At 59.8% G+C, this 20,647-nt stretch carries 22 protein-coding genes; all 22 read right to left on the bottom strand.

Annotated features, from left to right (window positions below):
• Positions 1 to 8 precede the first annotated feature (8 nt).
• On the bottom strand, positions 9 to 488 hold the full coding sequence (locus ACSEXS_RS07040; protein WP_438432450.1) for a flagellar basal body-associated FliL family protein: 480 nt from the start codon (positions 486 to 488) through the stop codon (positions 9 to 11).
• Complete coding sequence (locus ACSEXS_RS07035) at positions 488 to 709, bottom strand: flagellar FlbD family protein (protein ID WP_438432449.1); 222 nt, start codon at positions 707 to 709, stop codon at positions 488 to 490. Before ACSEXS_RS07035 ends, ACSEXS_RS07040 begins: the two co-directional genes overlap by 1 nt.
• Positions 710 to 782: 73 nt before the next feature.
• A complete protein-coding gene (gene flgG, locus ACSEXS_RS07030) occupies positions 783 to 1,601 on the bottom strand; it encodes a flagellar basal body rod protein FlgG (RefSeq protein WP_438432448.1) in 819 nt (272 codons plus the stop codon).
• Positions 1,602 to 1,708: 107 nt separating this feature from the next.
• Positions 1,709 to 2,089: a TIGR02530 family flagellar biosynthesis protein gene (locus tag ACSEXS_RS07025; protein ID WP_438432447.1), complete on the bottom strand. Its 381-nt coding sequence runs from the start codon at positions 2,087 to 2,089 to the stop codon at positions 1,709 to 1,711.
• 4 nt (positions 2,090 to 2,093) lie between these two features.
• Entirely contained in the window at positions 2,094 to 2,528 is a 435-nt protein-coding gene (locus tag ACSEXS_RS07020; RefSeq protein ID WP_438432446.1) for a flagellar hook capping FlgD N-terminal domain-containing protein, read from the bottom strand.
• Between the two features lie 30 nt (positions 2,529 to 2,558).
• Entirely contained in the window at positions 2,559 to 4,067 is a 1,509-nt protein-coding gene (locus tag ACSEXS_RS07015; RefSeq protein WP_438432445.1) for a flagellar hook-length control protein FliK, read from the bottom strand.
• Positions 4,068 to 4,109: 42 nt separating this feature from the next.
• A complete protein-coding gene (locus tag ACSEXS_RS07010) occupies positions 4,110 to 5,015 on the bottom strand; it encodes a MotE family protein (RefSeq protein WP_438432444.1) in 906 nt (301 codons plus the stop codon).
• Positions 5,016 to 5,063: 48 nt separating this feature from the next.
• Positions 5,064 to 5,504: a flagellar export protein FliJ gene (fliJ, locus tag ACSEXS_RS07005; protein WP_438432443.1), complete on the bottom strand. Its 441-nt coding sequence runs from the start codon at positions 5,502 to 5,504 to the stop codon at positions 5,064 to 5,066.
• Positions 5,501 to 6,832, bottom strand: coding sequence for a flagellar protein export ATPase FliI (fliI, locus tag ACSEXS_RS07000; protein WP_438432442.1), 1,332 nt, complete (start codon positions 6,830 to 6,832; stop codon positions 5,501 to 5,503). The genes fliJ and fliI overlap by 4 nt, the downstream gene beginning before the upstream one ends.
• The gene (locus ACSEXS_RS06995; RefSeq protein ID WP_438432441.1) at positions 6,829 to 7,683 is read right to left on the bottom strand and encodes a FliH/SctL family protein; all 855 of its coding nucleotides are present in this window, start codon (positions 7,681 to 7,683) and stop codon (positions 6,829 to 6,831) included. Before ACSEXS_RS06995 ends, fliI begins: the two co-directional genes overlap by 4 nt.
• Positions 7,670 to 8,689 (bottom strand): flagellar motor switch protein FliG, encoded by a 1,020-nt coding sequence (fliG, locus tag ACSEXS_RS06990; protein WP_438432440.1) that lies wholly within the window; start codon positions 8,687 to 8,689, stop codon positions 7,670 to 7,672. Before fliG ends, ACSEXS_RS06995 begins: the two co-directional genes overlap by 14 nt.
• Positions 8,690 to 8,701: 12 nt before the next feature.
• The gene (gene fliF, locus ACSEXS_RS06985; protein WP_438432439.1) at positions 8,702 to 10,273 is read right to left on the bottom strand and encodes a flagellar basal-body MS-ring/collar protein FliF; all 1,572 of its coding nucleotides are present in this window, start codon (positions 10,271 to 10,273) and stop codon (positions 8,702 to 8,704) included.
• A gap of 39 nt (positions 10,274 to 10,312) precedes the next feature.
• Positions 10,313 to 10,612, bottom strand: coding sequence for a flagellar hook-basal body complex protein FliE (fliE, locus tag ACSEXS_RS06980; RefSeq protein WP_438432438.1), 300 nt, complete (start codon positions 10,610 to 10,612; stop codon positions 10,313 to 10,315).
• Positions 10,613 to 10,652: 40 nt separating this feature from the next.
• Entirely contained in the window at positions 10,653 to 11,099 is a 447-nt protein-coding gene (flgC, locus tag ACSEXS_RS06975) for a flagellar basal body rod protein FlgC (RefSeq protein ID WP_438432437.1), read from the bottom strand.
• Positions 11,100 to 11,105: 6 nt separating this feature from the next.
• A complete protein-coding gene (flgB, locus tag ACSEXS_RS06970) occupies positions 11,106 to 11,522 on the bottom strand; it encodes a flagellar basal body rod protein FlgB (RefSeq protein ID WP_438432436.1) in 417 nt (138 codons plus the stop codon).
• A 267-nt stretch (positions 11,523 to 11,789) separates the two neighbouring features.
• Positions 11,790 to 12,545, bottom strand: coding sequence for a GTP-sensing pleiotropic transcriptional regulator CodY (codY, locus tag ACSEXS_RS06965; RefSeq protein ID WP_438432435.1), 756 nt, complete (start codon positions 12,543 to 12,545; stop codon positions 11,790 to 11,792).
• 77 nt (positions 12,546 to 12,622) lie between these two features.
• Entirely contained in the window at positions 12,623 to 14,020 is a 1,398-nt protein-coding gene (hslU, locus tag ACSEXS_RS06960; protein WP_438432434.1) for an ATP-dependent protease ATPase subunit HslU, read from the bottom strand.
• 31 nt (positions 14,021 to 14,051) lie between these two features.
• The gene (gene hslV / locus ACSEXS_RS06955; RefSeq protein ID WP_438432433.1) at positions 14,052 to 14,591 is read right to left on the bottom strand and encodes an ATP-dependent protease subunit HslV; all 540 of its coding nucleotides are present in this window, start codon (positions 14,589 to 14,591) and stop codon (positions 14,052 to 14,054) included.
• A gap of 167 nt (positions 14,592 to 14,758) precedes the next feature.
• The gene (gene trmFO, locus ACSEXS_RS06950) at positions 14,759 to 16,072 is read right to left on the bottom strand and encodes an FADH(2)-oxidizing methylenetetrahydrofolate--tRNA-(uracil(54)-C(5))-methyltransferase TrmFO (protein ID WP_438432432.1); all 1,314 of its coding nucleotides are present in this window, start codon (positions 16,070 to 16,072) and stop codon (positions 14,759 to 14,761) included.
• Positions 16,073 to 16,187: 115 nt separating this feature from the next.
• Positions 16,188 to 18,290, bottom strand: a complete 2,103-nt coding sequence (gene topA, locus ACSEXS_RS06945) for a type I DNA topoisomerase (RefSeq protein WP_438432431.1) — start codon at positions 18,288 to 18,290, stop codon at positions 16,188 to 16,190.
• Between the two features lie 13 nt (positions 18,291 to 18,303).
• A complete protein-coding gene (dprA, locus tag ACSEXS_RS06940) occupies positions 18,304 to 19,416 on the bottom strand; it encodes a DNA-processing protein DprA (protein ID WP_438432430.1) in 1,113 nt (370 codons plus the stop codon).
• 253 nt (positions 19,417 to 19,669) lie between these two features.
• The gene (gene sucD, locus ACSEXS_RS06935; protein WP_438432429.1) at positions 19,670 to 20,617 is read right to left on the bottom strand and encodes a succinate--CoA ligase subunit alpha; all 948 of its coding nucleotides are present in this window, start codon (positions 20,615 to 20,617) and stop codon (positions 19,670 to 19,672) included.
• Positions 20,618 to 20,647: the final 30 nt, after the last annotated feature.

Here is a 20,647-nt window from a genome sequence, read left to right as displayed (position 1 = left end):
TTGGAGCTTTATTGGACGATCAGCTCCGTGATGTTGATTCGGCTGACCTTGCCCTCCGTCAGGAAGGAGTTGAGTTTGTTCATTAAAAGCGAAGCGAGGTAATCCTGCCCCTTGCTGCCGGACAACTGCTCGAAGGTCAGGTCGGCCAGGGTCGAATTGATGACGCTCTTCACCCGCGCGTCGTAATTCTCGAATTCGGTCTTGCCCTTTTCTCCGCTCAGTTCGAACGCGAAGCTGGCTTTGACGGCCTTGTTCGGTTCGCTCAGGTTGGTGATGACATTGTCGATGCTGACCGTGAGCTTTTTCACTTCGGCGGCCGAAACCTTTTTTCCTTCTACCGATTCGACCGAATTCACGGCTTTTTGACCCGGGTCGGCAATGCTGTTCTTGCTGTCCAGGGTATTGAACACCCAGACCGCCGCAAACGCGATCAGCACGACAACGACCAGCAAAGCCAGAACCAACGGGATCAACTTTTTCTTTACCATTACGATTCCTCCACTTTCATACTCATTACGCTGGCCCCGAGCAGACCGATTTGCTTTAAATAAGCGATAATCCGGTCGTTGACCTCCGTCATCGGCTCCAGAGCCATCAGCTTCTTGCCGGTGGTCAGGGTGATCGTGGTATCCGGCGTTTCCTCGATGCTCTCGATGAGAAGGGCGTTGATCGTGATGGTCTTGCCGTTCAGCCGCGTAACCGAAATCATAAGTTCCCTCCTAACATAAGGTCATTTATGGAGAAAAGACGGGGGCCGGACCTCATCCGGTCCCCGAGCTCCTTTAGCGCTTCAGATTGACGATTTCCTGGAGCACCTCGTCGGAGGTGGTGATGATCCGGGAATTCGCCTGGAAACCGCGTTGAGCCACGATCATTTCACTGAACTCGCTGGTCAGGTCGACGTTGGACATTTCCAGCTGGCCGGCGATAATCTTGCCGTTGCCTTCCTCGCCGGCGTTCCCGACGGTCACTTCCGCATTTTCTCCGCCCATCGCGGTCGTGTTGGGACGGTACAGGTTGCCGCCGAGCTTCTCCAGACCGCCCGGGTTCGGCACCTTGACGACCCCGATCTTCACGTCGAGCGGCGTTGCATTGCCGTCCGCATCGATCGAGTTGATGGTGCCGTCCTGGCCGATAGTGAAGGCCGTTACGGTGTCTTCCAGTTGGATGGGCTCCCCGCCGGAGGCAAGGACGAACATGCCGTCGCCGTTGACCAACCGGCGGTTGGAATCGAGGGTGAAGTTGCCTGCTCGTGTAAGATAGATCGAGTCGGTGTCCGTGGTCGATTTGACGGCGAAGAAGCCGTCGCCGTCGATCCGCAGATCGGTGGGGCCGTTGGTCGTCATGGCGCTGCCGGGCGTGTGGACGGTATCGATGGTGCCGATCGACACCCCAAGACCGACCTGCTTCGAATTGACGCCGCCGGTCGCATCGGTGGGCGGCGTTCCGCCGGCGACGGTCTGGCTGAGGATGTCCTTGAACATGACGCGTCCCGATTTAAAGCCGATGGTGTTCACATTGGCGATGTTGTTGCCGATGACGTCCAGCTTGGTTTGGAAGCCGCGCATACCCGAAATGCCGGAATACAGGGATCTAAGCATGGAATGAATACCTCCTGAAATGAGTATGGAATGGAACCGCTTCTGTCGGTCCGCGGTTCTGGGCTTCCTGATTCGGGCCAGCCCGTGTAATGATCGACCTGCGCTGCTCAGAGGACGATGGCGCTGTCGATCTGCGTGAATACGTTATCCTTCATGGATGCTCCATCCATCGCGGTGACGATGGTCTTGCTCTTGACGTTGACGATGAGCGCCATATCCTTCATCAGGACGAGCGATTCCTTCGCTCCCTTGGCCTCCGCCTTGTCGACGGCGGAACGGATTTGTTCCATCTGCTCCGGCTTCAAGTGAATTCCGCGCTCTTGCAGCCGGTTCTGGGCATGCTTGCTGAGGCGCAGCTGCTCCTGCAGCAGATCCTGAAACTTGGCGCCGGAGGCGGCTTGCTCCGCTGCCGGCTGAGCCGGCCGCTTGGCGATGCCCGGCGGCACCGGGCTGGGATATAGCCTTCCGACCGAGATCGGTTCGTTCATCGCTTCACACCCCCGCCTTCTCGACCCGGGTGAGCTGGGAAGCGTCGATGTCCTTGCCGTCCACTTGGACGTACTGGACGCCTTTCTTCATCGAAAGGGCGGTGACGATGCCCGACTTGGTGACGGTCGCGCCGGTGGCGTCTTTTTCTTCCCAAGTGACTTTCTTGTCGATCAGCTCGGGATTGAGCCCCGTCGATTGGCGCAAAAGCTTCATCTCGCTCGCCATGTTCGAAAGCTGCTCTACCGAACTGAACTGGGCCATCTGAGCGATGAAGTCCTGGTCCTTGAGCGGCTCCATCGGGTCCTGGTTTTTCAGCTGCGCCAGCAGGATCTTCAGGAATTCATCCTTGCCGAGCGAGCTTCCCGACGTCGAGGTGGTGCCGGTGTTCCCGCTGGAATAATAAGGCCACATGTTCTTGGTGCTAATCGCGTCTGCCATACTGCGTTTCCTCCTTTCCGCTTACGGCCGTTAAGCCGTGACGTCGACGGTCGCGCCGGCGATCCCCCCGCGAAGCGGGTCGGTCTTCGGAATGCTCACCGTAAATTCTTCCTCTTCCGCCGAGCGGTTCCGGCGTTCTCCGCCGCGGCTCCGTTGATCCGATTCGCGGGAAGGCTGACGGCCTTGCTCGCCTTGGAACATCCCCGATTGCAGAGACGGGCTGTGCGTTACCTCCAGCTTGTCCACCTGGTAGCCTTGGCTTTGCAGGCTTTGGCGAAGCAGCGCCATCTGGTTTTCCAACGCGTCCTTCGCAGCCGATTGCTGAGCGGCGAAATGGGCGACCAGTTGACCGTTCTGCAGCGTGATCCGCACGTCGACCGCTCCCAGATGCTCCGGCCGCAGCAGCAGTCGGGCTTCCGTCAGGGTTCCCAGGCTTCCGGGCTTCGCGCTCTTCAGCATAAAAGCGGATACGTCGTCGGCGAAATTTCGCAGGTTGACCGGTACCTCCGGCTTGACCGCGGGAGTGGTTGAGGCCGAGCCCTTCGGCGGCTCCGCCGCAGTGTAGGGACTCGCGGCCGGGCTCGGTTCGCCGGCATCGCCCTTCGCGGACGGAAGCGGTGCGGCTATTCCGGCCGACTCTTCGGTCAACGCCGGCTGTGCGTTTGCGGCGGCCTGGGCCGTTTCCGGGCTTGGCGTTTCCGCAGCGTCTGCCAGTGCCTTCAGTTGCTCCGCGCTCAGTCCCTTGCGGAAATTCATCGCTTCGAGGGCCGAAGCGGAATGGCGGGGCTTGACTGTCCGGGTTTCCACTTGAACCGGAAGGAGGTCTTCCGTTTTGGCTCCGGTTCCGGCCTGCGGACTCGCCGGAGTCGACGCGTCGGGCGAGCTCGCCGATTCTTTCGTTTCGGCGGATAGCAGCTTGGCGAAGCCTTCGCCGAGCTGGGACACAAGGACGCCGTCCGGCTCCTGCTTCATGGCGGCAAGCAGACCGGCCAGCACGGTGACGGGATCGGCCGTCTGTGCGGCGGTTTGTTGAGTCTGGGAAGCGGACAGTCCCGACGGTGAGGCATTCTCCGGCTGCAAGACCGCGGGCACGATCGCGGCATTGGCGTTAAGGTACCCCATGGCGCCGAGCAACTGAGCCGCTTGCGCCAACCATGACTGGCCTTCATCCGACTCCAGCAGCTTGCTCCGTTCTTCCGAATGGGCGAGCGCCGTTTCAATCAGCTTCAGCAGGCCGTCTCCTTCAGCCGATTCCGCTTGGTCCGATTGCGATTGCAGCAGGGCGATGAGCGCCTCGGAGAGCGCCGCCGACGCTTGCGCGTCCTCGGGGGAAGCCGAGTCAGCCGAGTCGGTCAACGGCTTGGAGTCCCCATGCGCATTCACCCGGTCCAGAATGTCCTGAAACGCAGGTTTCTTGGAGGCCGCGGCGGTTCCGGCTGCTCCTGCGCTCCCCGCGGGAACGGCAGTCTTGCCGGTTTTGCCTGCGTCTGGCGGAGCGGAAGCTGCCGCGACGATAGGATTAGCGATTCCGATATCCATATTGATTCACCTCCTTTCGTGGAGTATGAAGGTCGCATACGATCAAGGGGTCAGCTTGGTGGAAATTTCGGCCGCCTTCTGGGCATTCGCCGCCGTCATGGCGTCGAGAATCGAGGACCGCGCCGTGGAATCGGCCGCCTTGAGCACGCCGATCACCTTCGCCGGACTCGTCTTGTACATTTCCAGCAGCAGAGCGGACGCCTGCTTGGCGTTCATGCCCGCGACCGTCTTGCCCAAGTCGCTCATGGTAAAGGAGGTGCCGGCCGTCGTCGTGGATAATTTCTTCACCCGCTCCTGCAGAGCGAGCAGCTCGCGGTCCCGGGCGGGCACCTGATCCTTGAGCAGCACCGACACGTCGGCTGCCTTGGCGGGAGTCATTTTCTCCAGGATGCGAGTCTGGTCCTCGGCCTTCATGCCGCTTAAGATCAGTACCTGCTCCGCCGTGGTCATCGCCTCGAGAATGGGGGCCGCCTTGCCGGGGCTCATCCCCGCGTAGACCTTGCTGGTCTCCGAGACGGCCTGATCGTACGCCTCGTTGCTGGATTCCATCTTCTTCAAATCTTCCTGCAGCTTGTCATATTTCACTTGCAGGTCCTTCAGTTCCTGATCCTTCTTTAAATAGGAGGCCTGAAATTGGCCGGCATCGGCGGTCTGCTCCTTCAGCTTGGCGGTCAGGTCGGCGATTTGCTTCTCTTTTTCCTTCAAGCTGGCGCTGGCCTTCTCCGTCAGAGGCTGCGTCGCGGGCTCTCCGTCCGAAGGAGCGGGTTTGTCCGGCACCCACTTCTCGATAATCGGAATCCGGTTGCCCAAGTTCCTCGCTTCCTGCTTGACATCCACCCCAAACAGGGTCATGAGCACCATGACCAGCACGATCCCGAAGACGACCGGGACGAGAAACCACAGCAGGAACCGCTCCAATGCGTTCATTTCGGCCTTTTCCGTATCCATACCACGTTCACCTTCTCTCGCTGTTCCCCGCTTCCGTTCCGCGCTTCGTCAGGAAGGCCGCTTGAACCGGGTAATCGCCATCTCGTCGAGCGCATCCTGTTCCTTCTTTAGCGAATCCGCCAGGAACAGGTCCCGCGCTTTGTCGCGGGCGCGGAACCAGACCTTCTCTTCCTTCGCCTTCTCGGAAAGATGGTGCCGGCTCGTGGTTACCTGCTCTTCGGCGTTCAGGACGTCGCTCAGCTTGGCGTCGATGCGGCGGTCCATGTGCGTCAGATAATTCTGGAACAGCATCAGCTCGGAGACCGTCGTGCTCGCCGCAGAAGCGTCCACCAGCAGGTTCTCGATGCCCTGGCGCTCGATGCGCAGCTCGCTCAGGGATGATTCTTCCTCCCGAAGCTGCGTGACCGCCGAAGACAGCAGCCATTCGGCCTGGGTTTTCTCGTTCGACTTCAGATCGACGATTTTTTGAAAGGCGTAGCGGAAATTCACTGCGATCCACCTCCGGCAAACTCGGCGACTAGCCGCTCTTGCGCTTCCTCAAAGTTGACTTTTTCATGGGTCTTTTGCCGCGTGAACTGATTGATGGCACCGATGTACTGGAGGGAGAGGTCGATCTCGGGGTTCGAGCCCGGCTGATACGCCCCGATATGGATCAAATCCTCCGAATCCTTATAGGTGGAAAGCAGTCTTTTCAGGAATTCCGCGGCATCCTGGTGCTCCTCCGGCACGATTTCCTTCATCACCCGGCTGATGCTGGCCAGCACATCGATGGCGGGGTAGTGGCCTTTGTTGGCAATGTTTCGATTCAGCACGATATGGCCATCCAGTATCCCCCGCACCGCGTCCGCGATCGGTTCATTCATGTCGTCCCCATCCACCAGCACCGTATAAAAGGCGGTAATGGAGCCCTTCGGCCCCGTACCGGACCGCTCCAGCAGCTTCGGCAGCATGGCGAACACCGAAGGCGTATACCCGCGGGTAGCGGGCGGTTCGCCGACGGCGAGGCCGACCTCCCGCTGAGCCATGGCGAAGCGGGTAACCGAGTCCATCATCAGCATCACGTTCAGCCCGCGGTCGCGGAAATACTCGGCGATGCTGGTCGCGATCAGCGCCCCCTTGATGCGAATGAGCGCCGGCTGATCCGAGGTCGCCACGACGACGACCGAGCGGGCGAGGCCCTCGGGACCCAGGTCGCGCTCGATGAAATCGAGCACCTCGCGGCCGCGTTCCCCGATCAGGGCGATCACATTGACATCCGCCGAGGTGTTGCGCGCGACCATGCCGAGCAGGGTGCTCTTGCCGACGCCGGAGCCCGCGAAGATCCCGACGCGCTGGCCCTTGCCGATCGTCAGCAGTCCGTCGATGCAGCGGATGCCGACGCTGATCGGCGTCAGCACGCGCGGACGCTTGAGCGGATTGCCCGGCTGGTTGTTGGTCGAGTAGTGGGCCATCCGGGGCGGCAGCTTGGAGCCGTCCAGCGGTTGGCCGAGCCCGTCGAGCACCTTGCCGAGCAGCTCGTGTCCGACTTGAACGGTGAGCGGCTTGCCGGTGCTCACCACCTCGCAGCCCGGCCCGATCGAGTTCAGCTCGCCAAGCGGCATGAGGATGACCTTGTTGTCGCGAAAGCCCACGACTTCCGCCTGCAGCGGCTTGCCTCCCTTATAGGGATAAATCAGGCAGACATCGCCGACGCTTGCGTCGGGACCTTCGGACTCCACCGTGAGGCCGATGACCTGAGTCACCCGTCCGCCTACGATGATCGGATCGAGCTGGCGGAGATGCTCCAAGTAGCGGGAAGCATCGAGTCGGTCGGTCATGGGGCTTCCTCCCTATCCGTCGGCCCGCCCGCCGCCAAAGCTCCGAGCGCTTGTTTGATCTCCTTCAGCTGCGTATCGATTCGGGCGTCGATGCTGCCGAATTCGGTCCGGACCACGCAGCCGTAATCGGCGACCGTGGAATCGGGCAGGATGACCAGCTCCGCCTGGGAATCCACTGCGAGCAGCAGTTCCTCCCTCGCCTCATGGAAGTAAGCGAAGTGCTGCGGCGCCACGCAAAGGGTGACGACGCCCTTCTCCCTCCGACGGGAGAGAACCGAGCGGGCCATGTCGCGGATGAAATCCGGCTCGAGCGTAAGCTGCCGCCCGATCACCTTCTCGGCGATCGCTGCAGACAGCTCGATCAGGAAGGGCTCGGCTTCCTGAACGATTTGGGTCTTCAGCCGGTAAGCCTGCTCCAACACGCCGGATGCTTCTTCAATCATGCCCGCATATTCCTGGCGGACTTCCTCGTCGGCCTTGAGGATGCCTTCGCGGTATCCGTTCTGATACCCGAGCTTACGCGCCTGTTCGGCCTCCTCGGCGTCTTGGGACCGACGCTCTTCCCACCAGGCGGACAGCTCCGACTCGGTCTGGGCGCGCAGCGCTTCGGCTTCCTCCTGCGCCTGCAGCAGCCTCTCCTCCGCCATCCGTTCCGCGTCGCGGATGATTTCGTCCTTCATGACGCGGGTACGGGCCAACTCCTCATTCTCCCCGGGCTCTTCCCCATCGGCCAGACTCTTCTTCATGCTCTCGGCGCGGCGTTCCAGTATCCACTTCTCCAGGTTGTTGACAAGCTTCGCCTGCTCCAAGGCCACATAGCCGTCCGGCTTGATGAGATTAGACAATGACATCGTCCCCCCCGCCGCGGGCGATAATGATCTCTCCGGCCTCTTCCAGTCGGCGGATCGTCGACACGATCCGGGTTTGGGCTTCTTCTACGTCGCGCAGCCGGACCGGACCCATGTATTCCATCTCTTCGCGGAAGGTTTCGACCATCCGCTTCGACATGTTGCGGAAAATGACTTCGCGCACTTCTTCGCTCGCCACCTTAAGCGCAAGCTGGAGATCGGCGTTCTCGATGTCGCGGATGATCCGTTGAATCGAGCGGTTGTCGATATTGACAATGTCCTCGAACACGAACATCCGCTTCTTGATTTCTTCGGCGAGCTCGGGGTCCTGAATCTCCAGGGAATCGAGAATCGTCCGCTCCGTTCCGCGGTCGACGCCGTTCAGAATCTGAACGATCGCCTCGATGCCGCCAGCGGAGGTGTAGTCCTGAGTGACCGTCGCCGACAGCTTTTGCTCCAGGACGCGCTCGACCTGGGCGATGATTTCCGGCGAGGTGCTGTCCATCAGGGCGATGCGCTTGGCAACCTCGGCCTGTTTCTCTTGAGGGAGCGACGACAGGATCATCGAAGCCTGGTCGGCTTGCAGGTACGACAGCACGAGGGCAATCGTCTGGGAGTTCTCGTTCTGAATGAAGTTCAGGATCTGGGCCGGGTCCGCCTTGCGGGCGAAGTCGAACGGACGGACCTGCAGGGTCGCCGTCAGCCGGTTGATGATATCGATCGCCTTCTGGGGCCCGAGCGCCTTCTCCAGAATCTCTCTCGCATACGTAATGCCGCCCTGAGAGATGAACTCCTGGGCCATGCAGATCTGATGAAATTCCGCTAGAATCGTTTCTTTTTCCGCCGAATCCACCTTGCGGACGTTTGCGATTTCCAGGGTCAACTGCTCGATTTCCTCGTCGCGCAGATGTTTAAAGATTTGAGCCGAGACCTCCGGCCCAAGACTGATCAGCAATATGGCCGCTTTTTGCCGGCCGCTTAAGCCCTGTTGAGCATACCCTTTTGCCAAGAATCGACACCCCTATTCGTCAACCAGCCAGGTCCGGAGCAAATTGACAAATTCCTCCGGCTTCTTTTTGGCCAGCATTTCCAGCTGCTTGCGCATTTGAGCCTCGTTGCTCTCGGCTTCCAGATCGATCGTCGGATATTCCACCCGCGCCGGTACCGGCTCCGCTTCCTCGATGGCCGCATTCTTTCTGCGCCGTGATAATGCGTAACCGCCGAAGCCCGCCAAGGCAAGCGCAGCCGCGCCGATTCCCCCGAGGAGGAACCAATTGACCGCCTTTTTGCCGCTTGCAGCCGTGGACGTAACCGAATTGTTTTCAAACACCGTAACTTTCGAGGCAAGTTGATCGTCCGATAAAGGGGTGGCATCTTCCCGGTTGGCAAGAGACGCGCTGACGATGCTCTTCAGAAGCTTCTGGATGTTTGTTTTGAGTTCGTCCGACAATTGTTTACCCTCAGGTGTTTCAATGCCGACGGAAATGGATAAATCATTAATGAAGTACGGGCTTTTTTCGATAACGTTATGGATGCGGTTCACTTCGTTGTTGATGGTCTTCTGGACCTTCTCGGACGTCGTCTTGCCGCTGTTCGTTCCCGACGGATAAGTGGGGACATCCGTTTCCCCGGTTCCGGCCACACCGCCCGAGGCCGCGCCGTCGCTGGAGTAGTTCTCTTGGATCTCCTGAACGCTGATGGCGATGCCTTCGTTGTCGACGACGGGCTTGACGAGGTTTTCCTCGCTGGTCTTCTTGTCGAAATTCAGGCTGGCGATGACGATGGGGACGACCTTCCCCTCCGAGCCGATGACTTCGCTTAAGATTCGCGTCACATTCGATTGGATGTCCCGTTCGAACTGCTTGCGGATCTGATACTGCGTGGATGCCGCCGTCGTAGCACTGCCCGCTTCATCCGACTTGGAGTAGGGAAGCAGATCTCCATTCGCCTCCGAGATGGTGACGTTGGCGACCGGCAGATTTTTCACGCTGTGCGATACCAATTGATACATCGTGTCGATCTTCTGCTGATCGAGTACATAACCCGGCTTCAGCGTCAGAATGACGGCTGCGGTCGAAGCTTCTTTGTCTTCATCGGTGAGAAATACCGATTCCTTGGGCAGGTTGACCATCACGTTCGAGTGGGAAACCGCGTCGAAGGTATTGAGCATCTTCTCGACTTCGCCCTGCAGCATGGACAGCTGCTTTACGTCAAACTCGCGGTCGGTGGTGCCGAAGGCGCTGTCCTTCAGCGATTCGTAGCCGATCGCCCCGTTCTGGTTCAGCCCCTGCTGAACCACGTCGATCTTGACCTCCGCGACCTTGCTTCGCGGAACCGAAATATTCTTGCCGTCCGTACTGAGTTGATAAGGAATGGAGCTGGACTCCAGGTAGTTCTTGATCGATGCCGCATCATTGGGCTGCAAATCGGTAAACGCTAGGGAATATTCAGTCCGCGAGAAGTACATGATCAGCATCGGGACTGAGATGACCGTTACCAGCAGAATGGCGACAATGGTTATTTTTTGGTTTCTACCAAACCGGGCCCACCGATCGCGAGCGCCGCTCCAGTACCGTTGAATCGTTTCGTTCACCGTGTCACCCCATCTGAACAGGCAATAAATGATTTTGTATTACATCTGCATTCTCATGATCTCTTGGTAGGCTTCGATCATTTTATTGCGTGCCTGGACGGTGAGTTCAAGTCCGAGAGACACCTTCTCCTGCGCGATCATCAGCGCGTGGATATCTGTGGTCTGTCCTTGAATGAACGAAGTGGTCAGCTTGTCTGACTCGGCCTGCGCTTCATTGATCTTGGAGAGGGCGTTGTTCAGCATGTCGCCGAACTGCCCCGCCAGATCCGAGCCGGTTACGGAACCGTTGCCCGTTCCCTTGGCCAGCTGCAGGCTCTGAATGGAAATTGGGTTAATCATATAGGAGTCCTCCCCTTAACCGTCGCTTGAGAATGCCGCGTTATTTGCCGATTTCCAGCGCCTTGGTCACCATCGCCTTGGAGGCGTTCAATGCCGTGACATTGGCTTCATAGGATCGGGTCGCCGCGATCATATCGACCATTTCCTTCAGGACGTCGACATTCGGCATCAGTACGTTGCCGTCCTTGTCCGCGTCCGGGTGGGTCGGATTGTAGACGATCTTGTAAGGAGCGGTGTCTTCGACGATTTTGGTCGCCTTGACCCCTTGCCCCGCTTCCTTGTTCATCTCCGTTTGCAGATACGATTGGAACGAAGCGGAATTCGGCTCCATCACGACCATCTTGCGCGTATAGGGAACCCATTTGCCGTCGACCAGCTTGCCGCGCGTCGTTCCGGCGTTTGAAATATTGGAAGAGACGACATCCATGCGGAGCCGTTCCGCCGTGAGCGCGGAGGCGCTGATGTCAAAACCGGTGCTCAGTCTCATCGACTATCATCTCCCTCCGATCGCGGTATGCAGATGCTTGATGTCGTAGTTGGCCTGCTGCACGAGCGTGTAGTAGCTCAGCTGGTTTTCGGCGACCTTGCTCATTTCGGAATCGATATCGACATTGTTCTTGTTGTTATTCATGACCGAAGTCTCATCGGTGACAACGCGCGGATCATGGCCGGTACCCGCCGCCGTAAACGCGATATGGCGCGGATCGGTCCGCTTGGCCTCGATGGCGAAGGCTTGGTTCGTCTGGTTCATCTGGTTATTCAGCACCTGGGCGAAATCCACGTCCGAGCGCTTGAAGTTCGGCGTCTCGACGTTGGCCACATTATTGGCAAGCACCCGCTGCCGAAGAGCGGTAGCGTCCATGCTGCTTTCCAACAGCCGAAAAGTGGTATTTGTAAGCAAAGTCGTCATTGGCCCCCTCGTCTTTTTTGGGTCTCATACGGCCGGGCAAAAAGCCCGCCTTCACTGCTTTGCAGTGTAATTCGTCGGATGGCGCATCAATCCCTTCTTGATTCGACATGGTTAATGAAAAATGCAACTTTTGTCGCATAACCGCGTTTAGGGTACGTTTAGATTATTCCTTTTTTCACCAATTACAGCAATATGAAAAAAGCACTATCTTCTCTCGAAGATAGTGCTTTGTTTTTGGTCCGCAGGTAACAATTGCTTTGTGACAACTTATTGAACCTTGGCCTTGTCGAGCCCGGTCAGCAGCTGATCGTTCAGAATTCGGATATATGTTCCCTTCATGCCGAGCGAACGGGTTTCAATGACACCGGCGCTTTCCAGCTTCCGCAGGGCGTTGACGATGACCGACCGGGTGATACCGACCCGGTCCGCGACCTTGCTTGCGACGAGCAAGCCTTCCTTGCCGCCCAGTTCCTCGAAGATGTGCTCGACGGCTTCCAGCTCGCTGTACGAGAGGGAATTTACCGCTACCTGAACGACGGTCCGGCTGCGGATTTCCTGGCCGTATTCCTCGGCCTTCTCCCGTAAAATTTCCATGCCGACAATGGTGGAGCCATATTCGGCGAGGATCAGGTCATCGTCGGTAAACGGCTCGTTCGGGCGGGACAGCACCAGCGTGCCCACGCGCTCTCCGGCTCCGATGATCGGAATGACGGTCAGAACGCCAGGCGCGAACCAGGCATGCTCCGGGTCTACCGTATTGGACAGCGTCTCGTCGATCTTCAGCAGCCGATGGTTGTAATCGGCGGAGATCCTCCGTTCCTGTCCGATCTGGATCTCCGCTTCCTTCGATCCGAAGGGACCGGAAACGGCAAAGCCCAGGATCTTGCCGCGTCTGCTGATGACGAATACATTTGCGCCGAGGATGTCCCGAAGCACCTCTGCCATTTCCCTGAAGTTTACCGCCTTGCCCGCCGCTTTTTGCAGCAGCCGGTTCAGCGTCCGTGTCTTGCCCAGTAAGCTCATCTCGTTACCCCCATAAACTCCCATCAATATGGTCTGTTTCGCCCTGATCCGAATGGGCTACTAATAGGACCAATTACCTATAAAATGTACTGGCTCAAATCGCGATTTTTGGCAATTTCAGCCAGTTTGTCACGAACGTATTCCGGTGTGATTGTAAAGGACTCCAGGTGAAGCTCCGGCGCTTCAAACGACAGATCCTCCAGCAGCTTTTCCAGGATGGTATGCAGCCGCCGGGCACCGATGTTCTCCGTGTTCCGGTTGACCTCGGCAGCAATCTTGGCGATTTCGGCAATCGCTTCGTCCGAGAAGCCGATCTCGATTCCCTCCGTCTTCAGCAGAGCCGTGTACTGCTTGGTCAGCGCGTTCTTCGGTTCCGTCAAAATCTGCACGAAGTCGCTTTCGCTCAGGTTGGACAGCTCCACCCGGATCGGGAAACGGCCCTGCAGCTCCGGGATCAGGTCGGAAGGCTTAGCCGTGTGGAACGCCCCGGCGGCGATGAACAGCACATAATCGGTGTGAATCGCGCCGTATTTGGTCGTGACCGTTGAGCCTTCCACGATCGGCAGGATATCGCGCTGCACGCCTTCGCGCGACACGTCGGGACCGCTGCCGCGTCCGCTCGATGCGACCTTGTCGATCTCATCGATGAAGATGATCCCCGATTGCTCGGCGCGCCTGAGCGCTTCCTGAATCACTTCGTCCATGTCCATCAGCTTCTGGGCTTCTTCCTGGATCAGCACCTGGCGGGCTTCCGCCACCCGCAGACGGCGTTTCTTCCGGCGCTTCGGCATCATGGAGCCGAGCATTTCCTGCAAGTTCATCCCCATCTGCTCGTTGCCCTGACCGGCGAGCATGTCGAGCATGCTGGGAGCGTTGTCTTCGACCTCGATCTCCACCGTTTCGTTCTCCAGTTCCTTCGCCCGCAGACGATCGAGGGTCTCCTTCCGCTTGGCCTCAAGCGCGGGGTCCTTGGCCGGCGGCTCCGCCGAATCCTTGGTCTGCCCGCCGAACAGCATCTCGAACGGATTCTTGCCGGATTTGGCCGCCTCCGGATAAGGCACCAAGAGCTCCGCCAGCCGCTCCTCGGCGAGCTTCGCGGCCGGTTCCTTCAGCTCCTCGGCTTTCTCCGCCTTCACCATGCGGATCGCCGTTTCCACCAGGTCGCGCACCATCGACTCCACGTCGCGGCCTACGTAACCGACCTCCGTGAATTTGGTCGCCTCCACCTTGACGAACGGGGCCCCGACCAGCTTCGCCAGCCGGCGGGCGATCTCGGTCTTGCCCACGCCGGTCGGGCCGATCATCAGGATGTTCTTCGGGACAACCTCGTCCCGAAGCGCCTCGTCCAGCTTGCTCCGCCGGTACCGGTTGCGCAGCGCAACCGCCACGGACCGTTTGGCCTTCGCTTGGCCGACTATGTATTTATCCAGCTCCGTCACGATCTCGCGAGGGGTTAGAGCCGTCTCTTTTTTCATGAAAGACCGCCTCCTTCTGGGTGTTCCCGCGTTAAATTTCTTCCACCACGATGTTGTGGTTGGTGTAGACGCAAATGTCGGCCGCCATCTCCAGAGCCGCCTTGGCGATCTCCTTCGCCTCCATATCCGGCGAATAGCGGTGCAGCGCCCGGCCCGCCGCCAGGGCGAAGTTGCCGCCCGAGCCGATGGCCAGAATGCCGTCGTCCGGCTCGATGATCTCCCCGTTGCCGGAGATGAGCAAGAGCGATTCGCGGTCCATGACGATGAGCATGGCTTCGAGCCGGCGAAGAACCCGGTCCGACCGCCATTCCTTGGCCAGCTCGACGGCAGAGCGCTGCAGGTTGCCGTGATGCTCCTCCAGCTTGCCCTCGAACTTCTCGAACAGGGTGATGGCGTCGGCTACCGAACCGGCAAAGCCTGCGACGACATTGCCGCGGAACAGCCGGCGAACCTTCTTCGCAGTCGCTTTCATGACGATGTTCTCGCCGAAGGTCACTTGCCCGTCTCCGGCGATCGCCCCTTTGCCGTTATGCCGGATGGCGAAGATCGTCGTAGCGTGAAAATCCCCCATTATTGCTCCTCCTTCCATTTTGCCCCTTGCGGCGGCAGTTGACTGAATATTCAGAACGGCGTAAACAAGCACCTGTCAGGTTACGTCGGTATGCGACAAACATACCTATCGTAACACAACGGTGCTTGGCCATACAAGTTCAAAGCGCACAGGCGGCGGGCGCCCGGTTACCCGAGCGAAGGCAGGAAGCTGCGGACCGAGGCAAGCGCCCGTTCGGCCAGCTTCTCGTTCTTCGCCTGCTTGTTGCGAATCTTCTCGCCGAGAGGCGGAAACAGCCCGAAATTGGCGTTCATCGGCTGGAAGGCCGCCGGATCGGCATGGGTCACATAATGCGCCATTCCGCCGAGAGCCGTCTCCAACGGGAAGACCACCGGCTCCAGCCCGCGCATGAGCCGCCCGGCGTTGATGCCCGCAAGCAGACCCGATGCGGCGGACTCGACGTAACCCTCTACTCCCGTCATCTGCCCGGCAAAGAACAGATCGCTCCGCAAGCGGTACTGATACGTCGGCTCAAGGAGCTTCGGCGAATTCAGGAAGGTGTTGCGGTGCATGACGCCGTACCGGACGAATTCGGCCTGCTCCAGGCCAGGTATGAGTGAGTAGACCCGCTTCTGCTCTCCCCATTTCAGGTGGGTCTGGAAGCCGACGAGGTTGTAGAGCGTACCGGCGGCATTGTCCTGGCGAAGCTGAAGCACGGCGAAGGGCAGCTTGCCTGTCCGCGGGTCGGGCAAGCCAACCGGCTTCATCGGTCCGAACAGAAGCGTCTGCCGCCCGCGCCCGGCCATGACCTCGACCGGCATGCAGCCCTCGAAGTAGATTTCCTTCTCGAATTCCTTCACCGGTACGGTCTCGGCGGTGGTGAGCGCTTCGTAGAAGGCGTTGAACTCCTCTTCGCTCATCGGACAATTGATGTAGGCGGCTTCCCCCTTGTCGTAGCGGGAGGCGACGAATACCTTGTCCATGTCGATCGAATCCTTCTCGACGATCGGCGCCGCCGCATCGTAGAAGTACAAGTATTCTTCGCCGATCAAGCCGCGCAGCTTCTCGGAGAGAGCGGACGACGTGAGCGGGCCGGAAGCGACCACCGTCGGTCCCTCGGGCAGCTCGGTCAATTCCTCGCGAACCACCTCGATGAGCGGATGGCTGGAGAGAATCTCGGTGATCTCGCCGGAGAAGCCGTCGCGGTCGACGGCTAGCGCGCCGCCTGCCGGCACGGCGTGCTTGTCCGCGCTTCTCAGCACGAGCGAATCCAGCAGCCGCATCTCTTCCTTCAGCACGCCGACGGCGTTGGTCAAGCCGTTGGCCCGCAGGGAGTTGCTGCAGACCAGCTCGGCGAATTTGTCGGATATATGGGCCGGCGTCTTGCGGACGGGCCGCATCTCGTAGAGCCGCACCGGGACGCCTTGTTTGGCGATTTGCCAGGCCGCCTCGCTGCCGGCCAGCCCGGCGCCGATGACGGTAACTCGGTCGTTTGTGTTCATGTTGGGTTCCCCTTTCCAATCGGTTTCAAGCACAAGAAGAAACGGCGCCGCCGCCTTTGCCAGCGCAAAGGAACGGCGGCGTCCGTTTCCGGGTACCGCTTCGGATCACTAGCTTCTAATCCAGATCGGCCGTTGCCTCTTCATCTTGAGGCTCTTCCTTGTAATCGCATTTCGTGCACTGCACGACTGGGCCATTCTTCGTGTTCTTGACGATGAGCATCTCTCCGCAGTCCGGACAGTCTCTTCCCGCCGGCCGGTCCCATGAGACGAAATCGCATTCGGGATAACGGTCGCAACCGAAGAAGACGCGTCCCTTCTTGCTGCGGCGTTCGACGATTTTGCCCTGATGGCATTTCGGACAGGTCACGCCGGTGTCCTTGATGATCGGCTTGGTGTTGCGACAATCCGGAAACCCGGAGCAGGCGAGGAATTTACCGAAGCGGCCCATCTTGTAGACCATCGGCTTGCCGCATTTCTCGCAGATGACGTCGGAAACCTCGTCCTGGATTTCGATTTCCTTCATCTCTTCCTCGGCATATTCCAGCCGCTTGGCGAAGGGTCCGTAAAAAGTCTCCAGCACCTTGACCCAGTCTTCCTTGCCCTCTTCCACGTGGTCCAAGTCTTGTTCCATGTGGGCGGTGAATTCCACATCGATGATTTCCGGGAAGAATTCCTCCATCTGGGCCGTGATCAGCTCGCCGAGCTCGGTCGGGACGAACTTCTTCTCCTCCAAAGCGACGTAACCGCGCTTCTGGATCGTTTCCAGCGTCGGCGCATACGTGCTGGGGCGGCCGATGCCCATCTCCTCCAGCGCCCGCACGAGCCTCGCTTCCGTATAGCGCGGAGGCGGCTGGGTGAAATGCTGCTTGGGCTCGATGCCCTCGACGGCCGGGCGGTCATCGGCCTTAAGCGGCGGGAGCAGCCCTTCTTCCTCGGCCACGCTGTCGTCGCTTCCCTCGATATACACCTTCATGAACCCGGGGAACTTCACTTGGGAGCCGGCGGCGCGGAACTGGTGACGGCCGGCGGCGAGGTCGGCGGTGACCGTATCCATCACGGCGGACGCCATCTGGCTCGACACGAAGCGTTCCCAGATCAGCTTGTAGAGCCGGAACTGGTCGCGGGACAGGAATTCCTTGATCGATTCGGGCTCGCGCAGAACCGAGCTGGGACGGATGGCTTCGTGGGCGTCCTGGGTGGTCGCGTTCTTCTTCACGTACACCCGGGGCGTTTCGGGCACGAAGGCAGCCCCGTATTTCCCCGTGATAAATTCCTTCGTCTCTTCCTGGGCGACGGGAGAGATGCGCGTAGAGTCGGTACGCATGTAGGTGATGAGACCGACCGTTCCTTCTTTGCCCAGATCGATGCCTTCATACAGCTGCTGGGCTACGGACATCGTCTTGGCTGCCCGGAAATTCAGCTTGCGGGCGGCCTCCTGCTGCAGCGTACTGGTGATAAACGGGGCAGACGGGTTGCGCAGCCGCTCTTTCTCGCGGACCTCGACGACGACAAAGTCGGACTGGGCCAGCTCCTTCAGGATTTGCTGCACCTCGGCTTCGTTGCCGAGCTCCCGCTTCTGCCCGTCCGAGCCGTAGTATTTGGCTTCGAACGTCGCCTTCTCCTGATGGAGCTTGGCGGTAATCGACCAGTATTCCTCGGGGACGAAATCCCGGATTTCATTCTCCCGGTCGATGATGATCTTGACGGCTACGGATTGGACGCGGCCCGCCGACAAGCCCTTCTTGACCTTCTTCCACAGGAGCGGGCTGATCTTGTAGCCGACCAGCCTGTCCAGAATCCGTCGAGCCTGCTGGGCGTTGACCAGGTCCATGTTGATCGGGCGCGGAGTCTTGAAGGCGTCCTTCACGGCCTGCTTGGTGATTTCATTGAAGACGACCCGGCACGTCTTGTTCTCATCCACGTTCAGATAGTGGGCCAGGTGCCAGGCGATTGCCTCTCCTTCGCGGTCAGGGTCAGCCGCGAGATAGATGTTCTTGACTTTGCGGCTCGCATCCTTAAGTTCCTTCAGGATGGCTCCCTTGCCGCGGATGGTGATGTACTTCGGCTCAAAGCCGTGTTCCACGACGACGCCGGTCTGGCTCTTCGGCAAATCCCGAATATGTCCCATGGAGGCTTTGACGATATATTTGCTTCCTAAATATTTTCCGATCGTCTTCGCTTTGGCGGGTGATTCCACGATCACCAGAGAATCTGCCATGCGCCCGACCTCCTTACTGTCTGCAATCTTCTATTTTGGCATAGGCCGCACCTGGCAGCGCTTTGATCCTTTTGGTCAAAACTAAATTTAGCAGAAGTTCATGCAAATGTCCAAAATTTGTTTGAGTCCCGGCAAGAAGCGCATCCAGTGTGACGGGTCCGTCGGGAAAAGCGGCGAGCAATCGGGCCTCCTCCGGACTCAGCGGCGGAAGCGTGGGAAGGCTGCCGGACGCGGAGGAGCGGGCAGCGGGCAGCGCGAAATAAGACGGATATTCGCGGACGATGTCGGCCGGTTCGGTGACGATTTTCGCCCCTTGTCGAATCAGCTCGTTGGCGCCCCGGCTCTTCGGCGAGCTGATCGGACCGGGAACGGCGAAGACGTCCCGCGACTCCTCGAGCGCTTGATCCGCGGTGATCAGCGAACCGCTGCGGAGCGCCGCCTCGACCACCACCGTCGCCAGCGACAGCCCTGCGATGATGCGGTTGCGCAGCGGGAACAAGCCTGGCGAGATGCGCGTGCCCGGGGGAAACTCGGAGAGAATGAGCCCCTTCTCCGCCAGCTCGGCATGGAGCGGGCGATGCTCCGGCGGATAGACGACATCCGGCCCGCCGCCGACCACCGCAATGGTGCCGCCGCCCGCGGAGAGCGCTCCCCGGTGGGCGGCGCCGTCGATGCCGCGGGCGAGACCGCTGACGACGGCGGCGCCGGCTTCCGCGAGCGTCCGGCCCAGCTCCTCCGCCGTCCGGCTGCCGTAAGCGGTGGGCGTCCGCGTTCCGACCACGGCGACGGCGGGCCGGTCGAGCAGCTCGAGCCTGCCCAGGGCATAGAGCACCCAAGGAGGCTGCGAAGTCTCCCGCAGCAGTGGCGGATACGCTTCGTCCAGCCACGTGACGGCCCGAATCCGCCGCTTGGCGTAGCCGTCTTCCAGAGCCGCCGCATCGGTTTCGCGAAGCGATCCGGCCAGGGCCGCCGCCCGCCCCTCCGGAAGCCCGAGCGCGGTAAGCTCGTCCGGCCGCATCCGCGGCAGCCGGGACAGGTCCTCCACCTCCGAGATCAGCTTCAGAATCGTCTTCCAGCCGATTCCCTTCATTTCCTGCAATGCGAGCAAAACCGTCCGTGCTTCCATCGAACTTCCTCCCGATTTCGCCGGGTTATCCCCGCGCTAGAATGCCTCCGTAAGGCCCAAGACAAAAAACCTTTCCCGCCGTGTAGGCCAGGAAAGGTTGCTTACCGATCCAAACTCTTCTATTAAGATAATGAGCGCAAGCTAAGGAACAGCGACCGAACGCCGCTCTCTCAAGCATAGTAGACCGTGCAGCCGGACGTCAAGGGCATTTCGTACCGGGGCAGTTCCCTCAAGCACGAAGCCCTCCAGGTCCTCAGGAACCGACGGAAGCCTTGACGGTGACGCAGCTTTCCAATAGCCCTCTCTCCTCGAGCGCTGCCACGAGCGTCTCGCCCATCTGAGCGGGAGTCGGCGATACGCGAATCCCGGCGGTGGTGAGCGCGGCCACCTTCTCCGCAGCCGTCCCTTTGCCGCCGGCGATGATCGCCCCGGCATGCCCCATCCGTTTGCCCGGAGGGGCGGTCTGCCCGCCGATGAAGCCGACGACCGGCTTCTTCATGTGGGCAGCGATCCACTCGGCGGCCTCCTCCTCGGCGCTGCCGCCGATCTCGCCGATCAGGATAACGGCATAGGTCTCGGGGTCCTCGTTGAAGCGCCGCAGAATGTCGATGAACTCCGAGCCCTTCACCGGGTCGCCGCCGATGCCGACGGCCGTCGATTGCCCAATGCCCCGCACGGTCAGCTGATGCACGGCCTCATAGGTCAAGGTGCCGCTGCGCGACACGACTCCAACATGGCCCGGGGTGTGGATATAGCCGGGCATAATGCCGATCTTGCATTCGCCGGGCGTGATGACGCCGGGGCAGTTCGGCCCGATCAGCACCGTTCTCCGTCCTTCCAGGTATCGCTTGACCTTGACCATGTCGAGCACCGGAATGCCCTCGGTGATGCAGATGACCAGCTCCAGATCGGCTTCCGCCGCTTCCAGAATGGAGTCCGCCGCGAACGCCGGCGGAACATAGATCACCGATGCGTTCGCTCCCGTCGCTTCCTTGGCCTCCCGCACCGTATTGTAGATCGGCAGCGTCACTGTTTTTCCGCTGTCCAGCGCGATGTCCAGGTTCGTTCCGCCCTTCCCCGGAGTCACGCCGCCGACCAGGTTCGTTCCGTATTCGAGAGCGCCTTTTGTATGAAAAAGTCCGGTCGAGCCGGTAATCCCCTGCGTAATGACGCGGGTATCCTTGTTTACCAGAATGCTCATGCCTTCGTTTCCACCCTTCTCCCCGAATTC

The organism is Gorillibacterium terrae (genome assembly GCF_051594785.1).
In the GTDB taxonomy this organism is placed as follows: Bacteria; Bacillota; Bacilli; order Paenibacillales; family NBRC-103111; genus Gorillibacterium.
This window is presented reverse-complemented; position numbering and strand designations above follow the sequence as displayed.